Annotated in this window: 14 protein-coding genes; 6 read left to right on the top strand and 8 right to left on the bottom strand. The window is 64.5% G+C overall.

The genetic code is table 11. From position 1 onward, the window contains the following. Positions 1–37 precede the first annotated feature (37 nt). Positions 38–2,200: a methionine--tRNA ligase gene (gene metG, locus IPM73_13535; GenBank protein MBK8919020.1), complete on the bottom strand. Its 2,163-nt coding sequence runs from the start codon at positions 2,198–2,200 to the stop codon at positions 38–40. A 111-nt stretch (positions 2,201–2,311) separates the two neighbouring features. On the opposite strand from metG, the gene apbC reads away from it, so the two are divergent. The 6 genes from apbC (at position 2,312) to IPM73_13505 (ending at position 9,897) form a co-directional block, all read left to right on the top strand. Further along, a complete protein-coding gene (gene apbC / locus IPM73_13530) occupies positions 2,312–3,403 on the top strand; it encodes an iron-sulfur cluster carrier protein ApbC (protein ID MBK8919019.1) in 1,092 nt (363 codons plus the stop codon). An 84-nt stretch (positions 3,404–3,487) separates the two neighbouring features. Then, positions 3,488–4,054 carry a dCTP deaminase gene (locus IPM73_13525; GenBank protein ID MBK8919018.1) on the top strand — a complete coding sequence of 189 codons (567 nt, stop codon included), beginning with the start codon at positions 3,488–3,490 and terminating at the stop codon, positions 4,052–4,054. 97 nt (positions 4,055–4,151) lie between these two features. Next, entirely contained in the window at positions 4,152–6,380 is a 2,229-nt protein-coding gene (locus tag IPM73_13520; GenBank protein ID MBK8919017.1) for an arginine/lysine/ornithine decarboxylase, read from the top strand. Continuing rightward, positions 6,377–7,081, top strand: a complete 705-nt coding sequence (locus IPM73_13515; GenBank protein MBK8919016.1) for a FecR domain-containing protein — start codon at positions 6,377–6,379, stop codon at positions 7,079–7,081. Before IPM73_13520 ends, IPM73_13515 begins: the two co-directional genes overlap by 4 nt. Before the next feature lie 83 nt (positions 7,082–7,164). Then, the gene (locus IPM73_13510) at positions 7,165–8,493 is read left to right on the top strand and encodes a DUF560 domain-containing protein (GenBank protein MBK8919015.1); all 1,329 of its coding nucleotides are present in this window, start codon (positions 7,165–7,167) and stop codon (positions 8,491–8,493) included. Positions 8,494–8,508: 15 nt separating this feature from the next. Further along, entirely contained in the window at positions 8,509–9,897 is a 1,389-nt protein-coding gene (locus IPM73_13505) for a FecR domain-containing protein (protein ID MBK8919014.1), read from the top strand. A gap of 136 nt (positions 9,898–10,033) precedes the next feature. Here IPM73_13505 and IPM73_13500 read toward each other — a convergent pair whose 3' ends face one another. From IPM73_13500 to pgi, 7 genes are all read right to left on the bottom strand, one after another. Beyond that, complete coding sequence (locus IPM73_13500; GenBank protein MBK8919013.1) at positions 10,034–10,660, bottom strand: DUF4082 domain-containing protein; 627 nt, start codon at positions 10,658–10,660, stop codon at positions 10,034–10,036. Positions 10,661–10,898: 238 nt separating this feature from the next. Beyond that, positions 10,899–11,414, bottom strand: a complete 516-nt coding sequence (locus IPM73_13495; protein MBK8919012.1) for a dihydrofolate reductase — start codon at positions 11,412–11,414, stop codon at positions 10,899–10,901. A gap of 1 nt (position 11,415) precedes the next feature. Next, on the bottom strand, positions 11,416–12,861 hold the full coding sequence (gene glgA, locus IPM73_13490) for a glycogen synthase GlgA (GenBank protein ID MBK8919011.1): 1,446 nt from the start codon (positions 12,859–12,861) through the stop codon (positions 11,416–11,418). A 76-nt stretch (positions 12,862–12,937) separates the two neighbouring features. Next, positions 12,938–13,858, bottom strand: a complete 921-nt coding sequence (locus IPM73_13485; GenBank protein ID MBK8919010.1) for a hypothetical protein — start codon at positions 13,856–13,858, stop codon at positions 12,938–12,940. Positions 13,859–13,894: 36 nt separating this feature from the next. Continuing rightward, a complete protein-coding gene (locus IPM73_13480) occupies positions 13,895–14,971 on the bottom strand; it encodes a restriction endonuclease (GenBank protein MBK8919009.1) in 1,077 nt (358 codons plus the stop codon). Then, positions 14,968–16,788, bottom strand: a complete 1,821-nt coding sequence (locus tag IPM73_13475) for an Eco57I restriction-modification methylase domain-containing protein (GenBank protein MBK8919008.1) — start codon at positions 16,786–16,788, stop codon at positions 14,968–14,970. The genes IPM73_13480 and IPM73_13475 overlap by 4 nt, the downstream gene beginning before the upstream one ends. 4 nt (positions 16,789–16,792) lie before the next feature. Beyond that, the gene (gene pgi / locus IPM73_13470) at positions 16,793–18,376 is read right to left on the bottom strand and encodes a glucose-6-phosphate isomerase (GenBank protein ID MBK8919007.1); all 1,584 of its coding nucleotides are present in this window, start codon (positions 18,374–18,376) and stop codon (positions 16,793–16,795) included. Positions 18,377–18,398: the final 22 nt, after the last annotated feature.

The following is an 18,398-nucleotide window of genomic DNA, read 5'->3' as shown; positions in this document are numbered from 1 at the left end:
CATGATGGCGTAATTCCGGTGCATGCTCTGTGAGGGCTTACTTCACCCGCATGCCCGGCTGGGCGCCGGTGTCGGGGGAGAGAATGTAAAGGCCGCCGGTCCTGCCCTCGGGGTCGGAGGCGGCCAGCACCATGCCTTCGCTCATGCCGAATTTCATCTTGCGCGGGGCCAGGTTGGCGACCATGACGGTGAGACGGCCGACGAGCGCCGCCGGATCGTAGGCCGCCTTGATGCCGGCGAAGACCTGCCGCGGTTTCTCCTCGCCGATGTCGAGCTGCAGGCGGATGAGCTTGTCGGCGCCTTCCACGTGGCTGGCTTCGACGATCCTGGCGATGCGCAGGTCCACCTTCATGAAATCGTCCAGCCCGATGAAGGCAGCCTGGGCCGCGTCACTTGCCTCCCCTCGCCCGCTGGCAGGAGAGGAGCCTGCCCTGAGCCCGTCGAAGGGGGCGGGGGTGAGGGCCTTCGTTGCGACCTTCTCCTGGTGTTCGGCGTGACGTTGCTGCGATTGCTGCTCCGGCGCAGGGGCCAGGCTTTCCTTGTTGGCCTCGACCAGCTTTTCGATCTGCTTGGCATCGACGCGGGTCATCAGATGCTCGTAGGCATCGATGCCGTGGCCGCCGGCGAGCAGGGTACCGGCGTCGCTCCAGGTCAGCGGGGCGACGTTGAGGAAGGCTTCCACCTTGGCGGCCACCGCCGGCAGGACGGGCTTCAACAGCACCGTCAGCAGGCGGAAGAGATTGAGGGCGTTGGTGCAGGCGGCGTGCAGTTCGGTCTCCTTGCCTTCCTGCTTGGCCAGTTCCCAGGGCTTGACGCTGTCCACGTACTGGTTGGCGGCGTCGGCCAGGGCCATGACTTCGCGCATGGCCTTGCCGAATTCCCGGGCCTCATACAGTTCAGTGACCCGCGGCGCGGCTTCCTGGATGGCGCGGATGGCGGGCAGGCCGGCTTCCGCCGGGGCCAAGCGGCCGTTGAAGCGCTTGGCGATAAAGCCGGCGGCGCGGCTGGCGATGTTGACGTACTTGCCGATGAGGTCCGAATTCACCCGGGCGACAAAATCTTCCAGGTTGAGGTCGATGTCCTCCATGGTGGCCGAGAGCTTGGCGGCGTAGTAGTAGCGCAGCCATTCGGCGTTGAGACCGGTGTTCAGGTAGCTTTCGGCGGTGATGAAGGTGCCGCGGCTCTTGGACATCTTGGCGCCGTCCACGGTGAGGAAGCCGTGGGCGAAGATCCTGGTCGGCGTGCGGTAGCCGGCATGGGCCAGTTCCGCGGGCCAGAACAGGGCGTGGAAGTAGAGGATATCCTTGCCGATGAAGTGATAGAGCTCGGCCTTGGAGTCGGCCTTGAAAAATTCGTCGAAATCGAGGCCCTTCCTGTCGCACAGGTTCTTGAAGGAACCCATGTAGCCGATGGGGGCGTCGAGCCAGACGTAGAAGTACTTGCCTGGCGCGTCAGGGATCTCGAAACCGAAGTAGGGGGCGTCGCGGGAGATGTCCCAATCGGTGAGCTTGTTCTCGCCCGGCTCGCCCAGCCATTCCTGCATCTTGTTGGCGGCTTCGGGCTGCAATACGCCGCTGTCCCGACTGGTGTAGGCGCGCAGAAAGGCCTCGCAGCGCGGGTCGGAGAGCTTGAAGAAGTAATGCTCGGAATTGCGCAGTTCCGGCTTGGCACCGGAAACCGCCGAGTAGGGATTCTTCAGTTCGGTGGGCGCGTAGGCGGCGCCGCAGGACTCGCAATTGTCGCCGTACTGGTCCTTGGCGCCGCACTTGGGGCATTCGCCCTTGATGAAGCGGTCGGGCAGGAACATCTGCTTGACCGGGTCGTAATACTGCTCGATGGTGCGGGTTTCGATCAGCCCGGCCGCCTTGAGTCGGGTATAGATGTCGTTGGCGTAGAAACGGGTTTCGTCGGAGTGGGTGCTGTAGTAGTTGTCGAACCCCACGTGGAAACCGGCGAAATCGCGGGAATGCTCGCCATGGACGCGGGCGATGAGGGCTTCCGGCGTGATGCCTTCCTTTTCGGCCCGCAGCATGATGGGGGTGCCATGGGTGTCGTCGGCGCAGACGTACCAGCAGGCGTTGCCGCACATTTTTTGGAAGCGCACCCAGATGTCGGTCTGGATGTATTCCACCAGATGACCAAGGTGAATGGCGCCGTTGGCGTAGGGCAGGGCGGAGGTGACGAGGATCTGGCGGGACATGGCGGATTGGCGCGGAGCCGGCGGGAAAAGGGGGCATTCTAGCAAATGCAACAGGGAGCCCCGCTCGTGTTATCCTTACTAAATTAGTCAAGTATCTTCGGGAGAAAATAGATGAGCGTCACTGTCGAAACCGTCCGCGCCGCCCTGGGCCAGACCATCGACCCCAATACCGGCAAGAGCTACGTGGCCGGCAAGGCCGTCAAGAACGTCCAAGTGGACGGCGAAGATGTCTCTTTCGATATCGAGCTGGGTTACCCGGCGAAAACCCAGATCGATGGCATCAGGAAGCAGGTGATCGCCGCCGTGCGTGCCCTGCCCGGCGTCGGCAACGTTTCCGCCAACGTCTCGGTCAAGATCGTCGCCCATTCGGTGCAGCAGGGCGTCAAGCTGCTGCCGGGGGTCAAGAACATCATCGCCGTGGCTTCCGGCAAGGGCGGCGTCGGCAAGAGCACCACCGCCGTGAATCTCGCCCTGGCCCTGGCCCAGGACGGCGCCACCGTCGGCATTCTCGACGCCGATATCTACGGCCCCTCGCAACCCCAGATGCTGGGCCTGGTCGGCCGCCAGCCGGAATCCCGCGACGGCGCCAGCATGGAGCCCCTGGAGGCCTACGGCCTGCAGGCCCAGTCCATCGGCTTCATGATCGACGCCGAAACCCCCATGGTGTGGCGCGGCCCCATGGTCACCCAGGCCCTAGACCAGCTTCTCGGCCAGACCAATTGGCGCGACGTGGATTACCTCATCGTCGACATGCCCCCGGGTACCGGCGACACCCAGCTCTCCCTGGCCCAGAAGGTGCCGGTGACCGGCGCCGTCATCGTCACCACGCCCCAGGACATCGCCCTCATCGACGCGAGAAAGGGCCTCAAGATGTTCGAGAAAGTGAACATCCCCATCCTCGGCATCGTCGAGAACATGAGCATCCATATCTGTTCGAACTGCGGTCACGCCGAGCACATCTTCGGCCAGGGCGGCGGCGAGCGGATGTGCAAGGACTACGATGTGGAATTCCTGGGCAGCCTGCCCCTCGAAATGGCCATCCGAGAAATGTCCGACGGTGGCAAGCCGACGGTGGTCGGCGCCCCGGATTCCAAGGCCGCCGAGATTTACCGCAGCATCGCCCGGCGCATCGCCATCAAGGTCGCCGAGAAGGCCAAGGACATGACCAGCAAATTCCCCAACATCGTGGTGCAGAACACCTGAGCAAGCCCTGATTTTTCGCCATTTTCCTGGACAAAGGCGGGTACAATCCCGCCTTTGTTTTTGGGTGCTCGGGAGCAGGGAAAAATGGCCATAAAATCAGATAAATGGATACGGCGCATGGCCCGGGAGCAGGGGATGATCGAGCCCTTTTCGCCCGATCTGGTGCGCGAGGTCAATGGTCACAAGATCGTTTCCTACGGCACTTCCAGCTACGGCTACGATATCCGCTGTGCCCGGGAATTCCGGGTATTCACCAATATCAATTCGACCATCGTCGATCCCAAGGCCTTCGATCCCAAATCCTTCGTCGAAATCGAGGGCGATCACTGCATCATCCCCCCCAATTCCTTCGCCCTGGCCCGCACCGTCGAGTACTTCCGCATCCCCCGCTCCGTGCTCACCGTCTGCCTGGGCAAGTCGACCTACGCCCGCTGCGGCATCATCGTGAATGTCACCCCCTTCGAGCCCGAGTGGGAAGGCTACGTCACTCTGGAGTTTTCCAACACCACCCCCCTGCCGGCCAAGATCTACGCCGGCGAGGGCTGTGCCCAGGTGCTCTTCTTTGAGTCCGACGAGGTCTGCGAGACATCCTACAAGGACCGCGGCGGCAAGTATCAGGGGCAGGTAGGCGTAACCCTGCCCAAGATCTGAGGAACGGTGAGATGTGAAAGGTGAAACGTGGGAACCCGCGTTTCACGTTCGGCCTTCACATTTCATTTTTCACCTTTCACCTTTCACGGCCTCAACCATGCGCTTCCACTTTCCCGTCATCATCATCGACGAAGACTTCCGCTCCGAAAACGCCTCGGGCCTCGGTATCCGCGCCCTGGCCGAAGCCATCGAGAAGGAGAGCATGGAAGTCCTCGGCGTCACCAGCTACGGCGATCTGACCTCCTTCGCGCAGCAGCAGAGCCGGGCGTCCTGCTTCATCCTCTCCATCGACGACGAGGAACTGGCCAACGAACCCGAGGAAACCCTCGCGGAACTGCGCGCCTTCGTCACCGAAATCCGCTGCCGCAACAGCGACATCCCCATCTTCCTGCACGGCGAGACCCGTACCTCGCGCCACATCCCCAACGATGTGCTGCGTGAATTGCACGGCTTCATCCACATGTTCGAGGACACGCCCGAGTTCATTGCCCGCTACGTGGTGCGCGAAGCTCGGGCCTATGTGGATTCCCTGCCACCGCCGTTCTTCCGGGCGCTGACCCACTACGCCGCCGACGGCTCCTACTCCTGGCACTGTCCGGGCCATTCCGGCGGCGTTGCCTTCCTGAAGAGCCCGGTGGGCCAGATGTTCCACCAATTCTTCGGCGAGAACATGCTGCGGGCCGACGTCTGCAACGCCGTCGAAGAACTCGGCCAGCTCCTCGACCATACCGGTCCGGTGGCCGCGTCCGAGCGCAATGCCGCCCGCATCTTCAACGCCGACCACCTCTACTTCGTCACCAACGGGACGTCGACCTCCAACAAGATCGTCTGGCACTCCACCGTGGCGCCGGGGGATATCGTGGTGGTGGACCGCAACTGCCACAAGTCGGTGCTGCACTCCATCATGATGACCGGCGCTGTGCCGGTCTTCCTCATGCCCACCCGCAATAACTACGGCATCATCGGCCCCATCCCCAAGGCCGAGTTCGCTTGGGAAAACATCCAGAAGAAAATCGCCGCCAACCCCTTCGCCACCGACAAGAATGCCAAGCCGCGGGTGCTCACCATCACCCAGTCCACCTACGATGGCGTGCTCTACAACGTCGAGGCCATCAAGGAAGAACTGGACGGCAAGATCGACACCCTGCACTTCGACGAGGCCTGGCTGCCCCACGCCGCCTTCCACGACTTCTACGGCGACTATCACGCCATCGGCGCCGACCGGCCTCGCTGTCGGGAATCCATGGTCTTTGCCACCCAGTCGACCCACAAGCTCCTGGCCGGCCTGTCGCAAGCTTCGCAAATCCTGGTGCAGGACGCCGAAAACCAGCGTCTCGACCGCGACGTATTCAACGAAGCCTACCTGATGCACACCTCCACCTCGCCGCAGTATTCCATCATCGCTTCCTGCGATGTGGCGGCGGCCATGATGGAAGAACCCGGCGGCACCGCTCTGGTGGAGGAATCTATCGCCGAAGCCCTCGACTTCCGCCGCGCCATGCGCAAGGTCGATGAGGAGTGGGGCACCGACTGGTGGTTCAGGGTCTGGGGCCCGGACGACCTCTCCGAAGAAGGCATCGAGGAGCGGGAGGCCTGGATGTTGAAGCCCGGCGAGCGCTGGCACGGGTTCGGTCGGTTGGCGGAAGGCTTCAATATGCTCGATCCCATCAAGGCCACCATAATCACCCCGGGGCTGGACGTGGATGGCGACTTTGCCGACGACATCGGCATTCCGGCGGCCATCGTCACCAAATACCTGGCCGAGCATGGGGTCATCGTCGAGAAGTGCGGCCTCTACAGCTTCTTCATCATGTTCACCATCGGCATCACCAAGGGCCGCTGGAACACCCTGGTCACCGCCCTGCAGCAGTTCAAGGACGACTACGACAAGAACCAGCCCCTGTGGAAGGTGCTGCCGGAATTCGTGCAGAAGAACCCCCGCTACGAGCGCGTCGGCCTGAAAGAGCTGTGCACCCAGATTCACGGCGTCTACAAGCAGAACGACGTGGCCCGTCTGACCACCGAGATGTACCTCTCGGACATGGTGCCCGCCATGCGCCCGGCCGACGCCTTCGCCAAGATGGCCCACCGGGAGATCGAACGGGTGCCGGTGGATGCCCTGGAGGGCCGCGTCACGGCGGTTCTGCTGACGCCCTACCCGCCGGGTATTCCTCTGCTGATTCCGGGTGAGCGTTTCAACGCCACCATCTGTAGTTACCTGAAGTTTGCCCGTGAATTCAACGCCGCCTTCCCCGGTTTCGAGACCGACATCCATGGTCTGGTCAAGGGGGAAGACGGGCGCTACCACGTGGATTGCGTGCGATGAAGAGGGAGGTGCGCCTGCTCCTTCTGTGCCTGGCCTGGAGCGTGGCCGGGTCCGGGGGGGCTGCAGAGGTTGCGGCAGGAATCGTTTTTTCCGCAGGAGCGGCGACCATCGTCACCGCGGACGGCCAACGTCGTCCGGCTTCCCGAGGTGGCGAGCTGCTCGCCGGGGAAGCGATCGAAACCGGGGAAGACGGCCGCGCCCAACTGCGCTTCCGGGACGGCGCCAGTCTGTCCCTGCAACCGGCCACACGCTTTCGGGTGGACGACTTCCGCTTCGCGGGGGGGAGCGGAAGTCCCGAAGACCGGGGGTTTTTCTCCCTGCTCAAGGGGGGCTTCCGCACCATCACCGGCTTGATCGGCAAGGGGCGCCGCGAGCAGTACCGGGTAGGCACCACGGTCGCCACCATCGGCATCCGTGGGACCGAGTATTCCGCCCAGCTGGGAGCTGGGGGTCTGGTCCTCACCACGATTTCCGGTCAGGTCGAAGTCTGTAATGCGGCGGGCTGCGTCTTGGTCAATCCGGGCGAAACCACCACCGTCGCCGACAAGGACAGCAAACCCGGCCCCGGGGGGGCTCCCAAGGTCGGCCAGGGCGATTTGCTGCCCCAACTGCCCAGTGGCCCGGGGGCGGACGACCGCAGTCGGGTGCCGGTGCGGCCCGTGGAGCCGCCTCCCATCAACCGAAATACAACAAACTGGTAGGGTTTTTCCCCCATCAGGCAGCAGTGGATATGCCCCCGTTGTGATAAGATTCAGCCACTTATGGCTGGCAGGGGGAAGATTCGGTGCGTGTCGTTCGTGGGTTGAAGAAAATTGTCGTCGTCGTCGGGCTCGCTCTGGTTGCGGCGCCGCTCCCGGTGCTGGCCGATGGGGTGACGGATCAGGCCAAGGGCCTCATCGAGCAGGGCAAGGGCGCCGAGGCCTACCGCATGCTCGACATCCTGGAGAGCGAGCGGGCGGGGGATCCGGTCTATGACCTGCTGCTCGGCATCTCCGCCCTGGACGCAGGCCAGGGAACCCGGGCGATCTTTGCCCTGGAGCGGGTTCTGGCGGTGGAGCCCAACAACGTTCGCGCCCGGGCGGAAATCGCCCGCGCCTACATGCTTGTGGGCGAGACCGAGGCAGCCAGGGCCGAATTCGAAACCACCAAGAAGCAAGGGGTTCCGCCCGAAGTCGCCGCCACCATCGACAAGCTGGTCGTCGCCATCGACCGCATGGCCGACGCGAGCCGCACCTCGATCAAAGGCTACATCGAAGGGATCATCGGACACGATTCCAACGCCAACGCCGCGCCCAGTCGCAGTACGGTGGCGGTTCCGGTTCTGGGCGGCCTGCCCTTCACCCTCGATTCCGACAGCCGCACGCGCAGTGACTGGTTCGGTACCCTGGGCGGAGGCATCAGCATCCGCCATCCCGTGTCGCCTGGCGTCGTCCTGCTGGGGGGGCTCTCAGGCTCCCATCGCTGGAACTTCGACCATACCGACCTCGACACGGCCAGCATCGACGCCTACGGGGGCGTCCTGCTCAACCAGGGGCGCAACGTCTATTCCATCACCGCCCAAAGTTCCACCCTCTTCGTCGATGACGAAGACTTTCGGCGGGCCAACGGTGTCACCGGCTTGTGGCAGCACAATCTCGACTCGCGCAACCAGTTGAGTGCCTTCGCCCAGTATTCCAATCTGAATTACCTCACCCAGTCGGTGCGCAATGCCGATCGCTATGTCCTGGGCGGCGCCTGGGCCCACGCCTTCCGCGAGGGGCAGGTCGCCTTCCTCAGCGCCTACCGGGCCAACGAGCGCCCGGAAAAATCCAATGTGGACCACCTGGGTCACCACGCCTACGGGCTGCGGGCCGGGGGGCAGTGGGGGCTGGATGCCAAGTTCACGCTGTTCGGCAGCGTGGCCTTCGAACACCGCCGCTACGGCGGCGAGGATCCTTCCTTCCTCAAGCGGCGCAGCGACGACCAGTTGAACCTCAACCTGGGCGCCACCTATCTGGTCACCAAGGAGCTGTCGGTGACACCGCAGATTTCCCTGACCGACAACCAGTCCAACGTACACTTCAACGATTACCGTCGCGACATCTTTTCCGTGACGGTGCGTCGTGAATTCTGATTGACGGGATAAGCCATGCCATCCAAGACTCGCATTGCACAAGCCGCGGCCCTCATTTCCCTGGGCCTCGTGACCCAGTCTGCCCTGGCGGCCGGGGCCGCCCGCGTCGATTTCTCGTCGGGCAACGTGTCGGCCATTTCCGCCTCCGGTGCCCAGCGGCCCTTGGCCAAGGGGGCCGAAGTCGCTCCCGGCGAAACCATCGCCACCGGCGACAACGGGCGTACGCAATTGCGCTTTGCCGACGGCGCCCAGATGTCCCTCCAACCCAAGAGCGAATTCCGCATCGAGGCCTATGAACACAAGGGGGGTGACGGAGACAAGGGCTTCTTCAACCTGTTGCGCGGCGGCCTGCGCACCATCACCGGACTCATCGGGCGCGGCAACAAGGACGCCTACCGGGTGACCACCCAGGTGGCCACCATCGGCATCCGGGGCACCGAGTATTCCGTGGGCTATGGCGGGCCCGACGGCCAAGGCGTGCTGATCCATACCGGCGAAGGCGCGGTGGAAGTCTGTAACGCGGCCGGCTGCGTCATCGTCTCGGGGGGCGAGTCGGCTCTCGTGACGGGCAAGGACGCCAAACCGAGCGTGGCCGGCGCCCCACCTGTCCTTCCGCCGCAGCAACCTCCGGCAGAGGCCGTGACGCCCTACGGTGCCGGCGATTGCGCCGCATCGGGGGGCGGCTCTTGTGTGCTGGGGGGCGATCTGACTTCCGGCAACAAGTATGCCGTGGCCGTGGCCGGTGTGTTCGACGGTTCGGCTGATATCTACAGCTTCGCGACGCCGGCCGACGCTGTCTTCGGCGATGGCTCCACCCTCAAGTCCGTGTCCGACAGCGATGGTCAGCACCTCACCGCCGGGGTCGTCAAGGGCGCCCTTGCCATCGATGGCGTCATCGGTTGGGGGGTCTGGGCCACGGGGGCGGGGGTGGTCAACTGTGACGGCGCCTGTTCCGTCAATGTGACCCAATTGCACTACATCGCAGGTCTGCCGACCTCGAATGCCGACATTTCCGCCCTGCAGAGCGCCAACCTCATCGGCACCTACAGCCTGGCCGGCTACACGCTGCCCACCTCCGAATCCGGCGTGGTGGGGAACGTGACCGGCGGCACACTTACCGCCCATTTCGGACCAAGCGTTGTCTCCGTGGCCGTCAATCTCGGTGTCGCCATCGGCGGGTCGAACTATGCCCTTTCGGGCACCGGTACCGCGAGTGGCTCGAGGTTTTCCGGAGGCGACGGCAGTACCTTCGGATTCAATGGCTTCTTTGCCGGCGCCAACGCCTCCCATGCGGGCATCGCTTACAAGTTTGGTGCCGGTGGTCTGGAGGAGCACGTGGTGGGCGCCGCCGCCTTCCGCCGCACCAGCACGACCAGCGCCGGGGGCAGCATCTCGCTCGATTGATCGCGCGTCGCGCCTATTTCGGCCGACCCATAGAAAAAGCGCCTCGCAGAATCTGCGAGGCGCTTTCGTTTTCAAGCCTTGCGCGCTCGGCGGTTACGACACGCTGCGCAATCCGCTGGGGGCAGCAGGCCAGGGTTTAGGATTTTCTCTGACGGCCAAGCCCGATCCCGATCAGACCCAGGGCAATAAGCGCCAAACTCGCGGGTTCGGGAACGGAACCCGTCGCGCCGGTCCTGAAGTTCGCCCCGAGCCAGGCGCCATCGGCATGTCCATCCGTCTGAGTCGGGAACGAGAAAATCGAATTGAAATTGCTGTACCGATCGACGATGACGTCCACGCCCGGGTCGATGCTGCCGGCGCCGCCCTGGCCTGTGTTGAGAGACGAGGCCAGGTCGGTGGTGTAAGAGCCGATAATGTAGTGGGTTCCCGCGACCAGCGAGAAGCCGCTGATATTGACATAGCGGAACAGGCCGTCCAGTTGCCCCGTGCCCGCCAGGATCGTGGTCGAGGTAAGCAGATTTCCCGAGGTATCCCAAATGCCGATCTGCGCATTGGAACTCAGCCCGTTAGCACCCGAGTCGTAAACACCCAGCGAAGTAATGGTCCGGTTGGACGCGACCGTGAATTCAAAGCCAAGCGTGTATGCCCCGCCGTTATACTCGGCGCCGGGGGTGGTGAGATCGATGGCCGCGGCCTGGGCGTAAAACGAAGTGCAAAGGCCCAGCGCCAGGGCCAGTGCCTTACCGGTGTTGATTGTCGTCATTGTTACCTCCTCTTGAGGGTTGGACTACTCGATCGAATGGGTTTCGAGGGTTTGCATCTTCCCATGTGGTGCGCCCAAGCAATATTTGCGCCGATTCCTTTGCGGAATGCATTTCCGCCAACCAAACAGAGGCTTGGCGCTGCAAGTGCGGTGCTGCGAGGCGCACGCCGAGTGCTGGGTGTAAAAATAATCGACAGACTCCCTCGGCATTTCCGACCGTAGTTGCGCTCAAGGCGCCTTACCGCTGCCGCCAGCTCACGAAGGCAAAGCGGATGCCGTCGGCCGTTCGGTGCTCCTCCCGTTCCACCTCGTGCCAAGTGTCGCCTCGGATTTCGGGAAAACGCGCGTCTCCCTCCGGAGCGATATCGACCTCGGTGAGTTCCAGCCGGGTGGCGTAGGGCAGTGCAAGGGCGTAAAGCTCGCCGCCGCCGATGACGAATACGGCGTCGGCCCCGGCGGCGCTTGCCAGGGCGGCAGGGAAGGATGAAACGACCTCCGCCCCGGGCGCGAGGTAGCCGGGCTGACGGCTGACCACCAGATTGCGCCGGCCGGGCAGGGGGCGAAAGCGGGGCGGCAGGGATTCCCAGGTCTTGCGGCCCATGACCACCGTTCCCCCTGCGGTGAGCGCCTTGAAATGCTGCATGTCCAGGGGGTCGCGCCAGACCAGGTCGTTACCCCGGCCGATGATGCCGTTGCGGGCGACCGCCGCCACCAGGACGACGGCGGGGGAAGTGGCGGGGGCTTCGAGCAGCATTCTAGCGGCGCCCGCAGGCTTCCCGGTAAAGCTGCTGGTAGGCCCGCGCGGCGGGCTTCCAGGACCAATCCCGGCGCATGCCGTTTTGCTGCAATCGATGCCAGGTACGACGTTCTCGCCAGGCGGCGACGACCCGCTCCAGGGCAAGCCACAGGGCGTGGGGCGTGGCGTCCTGGAGGACGAAACCGTTGGCCTGCCCGGCGGCCAGGGATTCGGGGTTGAGATCGACCACGGTATCGGCCAGGCCGCCGGTGGCCCGCACCACCGGCGGCGTGCCGTAGGCCAGGCTGTACATCTGGTTGAGGCCGCAGGGCTCGAAGCGGCTGGGCATGAGAAAGGCGTCGGCGCCTGCTTCGATGCGGTGCGCCAGCGCCTCGTCGAAACCGATAGTGACCGCGATCTGGCCAGGGTGGGCGGCGGCGAGTGCCGTGAAGCCCGCTTCCAGTTCCCGCTCGCCGCTGCCCAGGACGACCAGTTGGGCGGGCAGATGGGCGAGGCCCTCGCCCAGGGTGAGCAGCAGATCGAGCCCCTTCTGATGGGTAAGGCGGCTGATGACGCCCAGGATGGGGCGGTCATCGCAGACCGCGAGCCCCAGGGATTCCTGCAGTACCGTGCGGTTGCCCCGTTTGGCCCCCAGGCGGCCGGCGTTGAAGGAGAAGGCCAGGGCGGGGTCCCGGGCCGGGTTCCAGAGAGCGGTATCGATGCCGTTGAGGATGCCGCTCAGGGCCTCGGCCCGGTGGCGCAGCAGCGGAGCCAGTCCGTAGCCGAAGGCCTCCCCCTGGATTTCCCGGGCGTAGGTGGGACTCACGGTGGAAATGCGGTCCGCCAGTTGCAGGCCGGCTTTGAGGAAAGAAAGCTGGCCGTGGTATTCGACGCCGTCGAAGCGCCAGGCGTGGTCGGGCAGCCCCAGGTCGGCCGCCAGAGACTTGGGAAAACAGCCCTGGAAGGCGATGTTGTGGATGGTGACGAGGCTCGCTGCGCCGCCTTCGTAATGCAGGAAGGCGGCCGCGAGGGCGGTCTGCCAATCGTGGGCGTGAACCAGATCGGCGCGCCAGGGCAGGGGCGAGTTGTCCTGGCCGAGCAGTGCCGCGACGCGGGAAAGCAGCCCGAAACGCTGCCCGTTGTCGCCCCAGTCCTGCCCCTGGGCGTCCAGGTAGGGATTGCCCGGCCGATCGAAGAGGGGCGGGCAGTCCAGGAGGAGCAGGGGTAGGCCGGACGAATCGGCCCCCAGCAAGCGGCAGGGGGGCAGGGCGGGGGCCAGGGGGGGCAGGGCGGCCAGTTCCAGGGCGGCCGGAAAGGCCTTGCGCAGGGCCGGATAGGCCGGCACCAGGACGCGCAGATCCGCGCCGAGAGCCCGCAGCGCCTGGGGCAGGGCGGCGGCAACATCGCCCAGGCCGCCGGTCTTGACCCAGGGGGCGATTTCGGACGTGGCGAAAAGAATTCTCATCCCGCAATCCCTCGTCCGGGAATGGCCGCGCGTGGCCTGCTCCCGGGCGTGTCGCTCTCGAGCGAGAGGAAGGGCCTCAATCCGCCACCTGCCAGACGCCTTCCGGGCTGCGCACCACCACCAGGCGGGGCGGGTAGGCCACGCTCAGGGAAATGCCCACGCACATCTGGGTGTCGTTGCCCTTGAGTTTGGCGAAGGCCTTTTGGTCGGCGGAGAAGAGATCGCCGCCACGCCGGGCTACGGCCACCGCTGCGCTGCCCGTGGTGGCGATGTCGAGGTCGGCGGGCGCCGGCGCCTGGATGCGCACGCCGGCCGCGTAGGCCTTGTCCAGGCACTTGAGCTTCTTCACGTCGGCAACCTGAATATTGGGATGCGCTTCGAGAATCTTGTAGAAGCGGTCGAACTTGGGGGCGAAGGCCTCGGCGCGCTCCTTCACCAAGGCGGCGATCTTCTGGCGATCGTCGTCGGAGAGATTGCCGACTGCCGGGTAGCGGTGCCAGGGGCGCTCCGGGGCGAAGTCGGCGACGAATTCCTTCTCCACCACGGCCTTGCCCTGGGCCTTCTTGCGCTCCTGGCCCTCGCCCGCCTGATTGGTGGTGGTCGTGGCGTTGCCCCGGGTTTCCTGGGTCACCTGATCGGTGACCTGGGCCCACTTGAGGCTGGTCTGGTAGGCCTGCTTGGCATCGGCCGGTTCGAACTCGATGCGCAGGACGTTTTTGCCCTTCCTCAGCCCCAGGGCCATGGACTGGCCCGTGATCCAGACCGCCGGTGCGATCTCGCGCCGCTCGAAGAGTACCGGCATCGATTGCTTGCGGATTTCCTGCTCGCCGATGGGGATGTTATTGACCAGGATGCGAGCCTTGCCGGGCACCGCCTCGACTTCGGGCTTGGCCACGTCGCCGACGAAGGGCGTGAATTCGAACTCGACGTTGATGACCGCGGCGGGGGCAAGAACGGACCACAGGACGGTGGCAAAAGCGATTAAAAGCGACTTCATGCTGGGGCTCCTGGAAATGGTGTCATGGTGGGAGGGCTACGACAACTGCGAGAGCAACACTTGCCCCTCGGCGCGAAGGTGAATGAGGTGGGCGGGTTCGGAGACCAGCCAGACGAACGATCCCCAGGCAATTTCTGCCATCGATTTCTTGAACTGGGGGGACGAGCGATCAGAAAAGGCGGTGAGAAAAGCAAGGCTCTCGCTGGCAAAGCCTGCATCAGTCGCGATGACTGTCAGAGCGTCCCGACGCAGGGCGTTGATCGGGCCGTCGCTTGCGACGAACTCGACGAAGACGACGAGAAACCCCTGGCCTTCGGCGTCGTCACCTAGATCCACAAGTATGAGGTCGGGCAAGGCCCGGGAAACGTCTATCCGGATGCCAAGCGTGGCGGCGAGTTGCTCGTCTCGTGCGACCAGTTTGTTTCCGGATTCCGAGAGCCAGAGAACGTGGGCTTGACGCAGGAATCGCGGGGCAAATTCCTCGATGACCGCTTTGGCGATTGCACTTGAGGGGCCGGAGGCCAGGGTTCTGGTTTCGCCATTGGGGAAACGTACTGTGACCTGGCCCTGACCGACAAGCGCACCGCGAGCGACCAGGGCTTGGCGCGCCAAGGCTGCCTTGTTGAGATGGCTTGCCCTCCATGTGGCCGCAGCGCTCGCAAATTCTTCGCTGGAGAGTGCTGGTGAAAACAGCGCAGAAAAGCTTGCTTCGAGCGCGTAGCGCCCTTTGGATGATGTGGTCGCGATACCTGGGCGTTCAATCATGGCGCGGACAGGCAGAAAGCCCTCGCCAATGGTTTCGTCGCGGATAGGTTCCCGGGTCGTATCGGCAAACCAGGGGGTTCCTACCGGTGGCGTAAAGCCACCTCTTGCAGAGTCGCGACACCATGTCTCGCGGCTGGCCGTGTCGGTCCGCGCTGCCTGGGCGTCGGTCATGCGGCACACCTGATTGGGGCGTATCCAGCAATCATTGCCTTCAATGGCGCCAGCGTAGAGGCAGACGAAAACGGTGCGGGCAGCCATTTCCCGTGTCAGGTAATTGCGCTGGGCGGTGCCGTCGGGAAAGACGATCATGAGTCTTTCCTGTATTTCTACGACCGTCGCCAGTCTCATGGAACGCTGCCTCCGTAGAATTGGGCGATCATTGCCTCGATATCGGCCGGTGCGGCATTTCTCTCAAGCATGCGTTCGACCTGGAGGGCCTGATCGACAGTCGGTAGGGGAAGGGCTTCCAGTTCATAGGCCGAAACTGCAACGCTTCCATTGATGCAGCGAAAAACTCGGTCCGCCGGGCGCGAATTGAGAATTTTGGCAACCGTCCCCGGGGAGACCTTCGGAACCTCCGAGGCGATGATCATGTTTAGGTGATTCTCGATTACCGCGCCGCCGTAGGCATCTAGAAATTCCTGTGGGAGTACTGCGCCGATCAGCCGTCGATCCTGTTCTTTGGCGGTGGTTCGCTGAAGCAGCACGCAGGAGTGCTTCGCCACTAAATGCGGCTGATCGGCAAGGCTGATGAAAGGCGCGTGATTGCGACGGTCTGCGCTGAAACGGAAGCCTGCGCCGGTGACGCTCTCTGCCCAGATGACGGGGAGTTCCGTGCCGCTGCGCCGCAAGCGCAACTGGGGCTTGTGCCTGTTCCAGACCAGAGGGCCGGTGGAAACTCCATAGCCCCAGTCGTTCAGGCGGCTCGGCATGTGAGCGACGTGCTCGAGAAAATCCGTATCTCTGCGTTGCCGCGGAATGATCCACGGGCTGCCGTCCCTGGGAATCGCGCATCGTCCAAGGGCTTCGCTGCTGGAACCATCCTGGCCCGCAGGTGTGGTCAACGACACTTTTGCACGGTGTTCTAAACGAGCAGCCTGGTAAGCGACGAGGACGACTTCTTGCAGGACATCATCGAAGACGCCCTCCCGGTCGGTGACGAAATCGAAGGCCAGAGGAGTGGCGTGCTCGGCCAAGATTTTGCGCAAGGCCTTGAAGTACTGACCACCGAGGAATGAAGTCGGCGTCAGGTAGGCGACCACCCCTCCGGGGGTGACTCGGCGCAGTGCTAAATCGGTAAAGAGCCCATAAAGATTGGCATGTCCATAAAGCGACCGCGCATAACGGTTCCGGGTGGCCTCGTCAAGGCGTACCCGGCCGTAGGGCGGATTGCCGACGACCAGATCAAATTTTTGTGGACCTTCCCACGCAAGAGCATCTCCCACCGTTACCACGGCCGGAAAACGGGTCCGTGCCGCGATACAGAGAGGAAGGAGGGCCGCCTCGAGCAGGACCTGAGTGATCCACGCGGCAAAGGGGTCGAGTTCGACGCCGCGAAGTCGCGTTGCGATATCTTGCACTGTGGAGGCCGCGGGGCGGGGCGGCGATACGGAAAGCATGCGCAGCGCGACCGGGGCGAGAAAGGCGCCACCACCACAGGCCGGGTCGAGCGCGCGGCACCTAGCAAAGTCGGCTCCCGCAGCCGTGGCGAGGTCAAGAAGGCGCTGCGCCAGGGCGGGGGGGGTGTAATAGGCCCCCATATCACCGCGCATGCGTGCCGGAATCATTGCGGTATAGATTGATCCGACCAGATAGCCCGCGTTCTCCAACGGGGATTCGGCAATCAGTTCGCCAATTGCGCAGGCGACGTCTCTAGCTTCAGTCGGCAATCCCGGAAGCGAAAGCCCGTGGGGACGGACTTCCCAATCGCACGATTGGTCACGGCGAACGATATTCCAATACCGTGCAAGAACCGCTGTACAAAAGGCGCGAGCGATCGAAAGTCCCGTTACTCCGGCTCCTCGGGCCTCGGCGAAACGGCGCGCCCAGGTCTTGAGAGCTTCGTAGCGTGCCTGCGGAGTCTCGGCAGGCACGTCCCAGAGTTCCCGCTGCTCTGGGGGTGAGTGGGCTTCCGGCGTGGGGAGTTGTGACTGACGAAGTGTCATGGATTCAACGCAGGTAACTCAGGGCCGCAATCAGCCCGCGGGTGGAAGCATCGAAGGCGTCGGCCGACGCGCCTTCCAGGGCGGGCGCGAGGCGCCCGGCCAGAGTCTTGCCCAGTTCGACGCCCCACTGGTCGAAGGAATTGAGGCCCCACAGGACGCCCTGACAGAACACCTTGTGCTCGTAGAGGGCGATGAGGCGGCCCAGGTTGTAGGGGTCGAGGCGGGGCAGCACCAGGGTGGTCGAGGGTTGATTGCCGGGGAAGACCTTGAAGGGCACCAGGGCCTGCGGGGTGCCGGCGGCCCGGGCCTCATCCGCCGTCTGGCCGAAGGCCAGGGCGGCCGACTGGGCGAGACAGTTGGCGAGCAGCAGGGCGTGGTGGCCGGGCAGGGGGAAGTCCGCTTCCTTGAGGGCAATGAAGTCGCAGGGGATGAGGCGTCCCCCCTGGTGCAGCAGCTGGTAAAAGGAATGCTGGCCATTGGTGCCTGCTTCGCCCCACAGCACCGGGCAGGTGGAAACCCCCACCGGCTGGCCGTCGCGGCCCACCTGCTTGCCGTTGCTCTCCATTTCGAGCTGCTGCAGATGGGCGGGAAAAAGCTCCAGGGACTGGCTGTAGGGCAGGACGGCGTGAGTGCCGGCGCCCAGGAAGCCGCTGTTCCAGACGCCCAGCAGGGCGAGCAGCAGGGGGAGATTGTCGGCGGCGGGGGCGGTGAGGAAATGGCGGTCCAGCGCGTGGGCGCCGGCCAGCAATTCCTCGAAGGCGTGAAAGCCCGTCGCCAGGGCGATGGGCAGGCCGATGGCGGACCACAGGGAGAAGCGCCCGCCGACCCAGTCCCAGAATTCGAAGACGTTTTCTGGCGCGATGCCGAAGGCGCCGGTGGCCGATAGATGGGTCGATAGCGCCACGAAGTGCCGCGCCACGGCGGCACTGCTGCCGGCGGCGCCGAGCAGCCACTCCCGGGCGCTGGCCGCGTTGGTCATGGTCTCCAGGGTGGTGAAGGTCTTGCTGGCGACGATGAAGAGCGTGCGGCGGGGATTGAGTCCGTCCAGGGTGGTGGCGAGGTCCGCGCCGTCCACGTTGGCGACGAAATGCACCTTGAGGCCCGGCAATTGCCGCGCGGCCAGGGCGCGCACGGCCATGCGGGGGCCCAGGTCGGAGCCGCCGATGCCGAGGTTCACCACGTCGGTGATGCGTTCGCCGGAATAACCCCGCCAGGTGCCGTCGTGCACCGCGCTGCAGAAGGCCTCAAGGCGCGCCAGCACCGTTCGTACGGCCGCCGGAGCGGCAGCCCCGGCGCGCAGATCCATGTGGCGGACGGCGCGGCCTTCGCTGGCGTTGATCGCCTCCCCGGCGGCGAGTCTCTCCCGCCAGCCCTCCAGGTCCGCGGCTCGCGCCAGGTCCAGGAGCGCGGCGAAGACTTCCGCGCTGATGCGCTGCTTGGAAAAATCGATCAGCAGGTCGTCCTGGCGGCGTGAAAAGCGCGTGAAGCGCTCCGGGTCGGCGGCGAACAGCTCGCGCAGGTGAGCTGAACCCTGCGTGGCTGCCAGGACCTGCAGGGCCTTCCAGGCGGGGGAGGCGACGGCGCTCATGACGCTCTCCGCGCGACGGGCT

This window comes from Betaproteobacteria bacterium, from assembly GCA_016720065.1.
Classification (GTDB): Bacteria; Pseudomonadota; Gammaproteobacteria; order Burkholderiales; family Rhodocyclaceae; genus SSSZ01.
The sequence above is the reverse complement of the archived record's forward strand: the minus strand, read 5'-3'. Positions and strand labels throughout refer to the sequence as shown.

Bases quoted from the DNA above. Each gene is read 5' to 3' on its own strand.
- IPM73_13480 (MBK8919009.1), bottom strand. From the start codon at position 14,971: ATGAGACTGGCGACGGTCGTAGAAATACAGGAAAGACTCATGATCGTC.
- IPM73_13520 (MBK8919017.1), top strand. From the start codon at position 4,152: ATGCGCTTCCACTTTCCCGTCATCATCATCGACGAAGACTTCCGCTCC.
- IPM73_13505 (MBK8919014.1), top strand. From the start codon at position 8,509: ATGCCATCCAAGACTCGCATTGCACAAGCCGCGGCCCTCATTTCCCTG.
- IPM73_13495 (MBK8919012.1), bottom strand. From the start codon at position 11,414: ATGCTGCTCGAAGCCCCCGCCACTTCCCCCGCCGTCGTCCTGGTGGCG.
- IPM73_13500 (MBK8919013.1), bottom strand. From the start codon at position 10,660: ATGACGACAATCAACACCGGTAAGGCACTGGCCCTGGCGCTGGGCCTT.
- IPM73_13515 (MBK8919016.1), top strand. From the start codon at position 6,377: ATGAAGAGGGAGGTGCGCCTGCTCCTTCTGTGCCTGGCCTGGAGCGTG.
- pgi (MBK8919007.1), bottom strand. From the start codon at position 18,376: ATGAGCGCCGTCGCCTCCCCCGCCTGGAAGGCCCTGCAGGTCCTGGCA.
- metG (MBK8919020.1), bottom strand. From the start codon at position 2,200: ATGTCCCGCCAGATCCTCGTCACCTCCGCCCTGCCCTACGCCAACGGC.
- apbC (MBK8919019.1), top strand. From the start codon at position 2,312: ATGAGCGTCACTGTCGAAACCGTCCGCGCCGCCCTGGGCCAGACCATC.
- IPM73_13485 (MBK8919010.1), bottom strand. From the start codon at position 13,858: ATGAAGTCGCTTTTAATCGCTTTTGCCACCGTCCTGTGGTCCGTTCTT.
- IPM73_13475 (MBK8919008.1), bottom strand. From the start codon at position 16,788: ATGACACTTCGTCAGTCACAACTCCCCACGCCGGAAGCCCACTCACCC.
- IPM73_13525 (MBK8919018.1), top strand. From the start codon at position 3,488: ATGGCCATAAAATCAGATAAATGGATACGGCGCATGGCCCGGGAGCAG.
- glgA (MBK8919011.1), bottom strand. From the start codon at position 12,861: ATGAGAATTCTTTTCGCCACGTCCGAAATCGCCCCCTGGGTCAAGACC.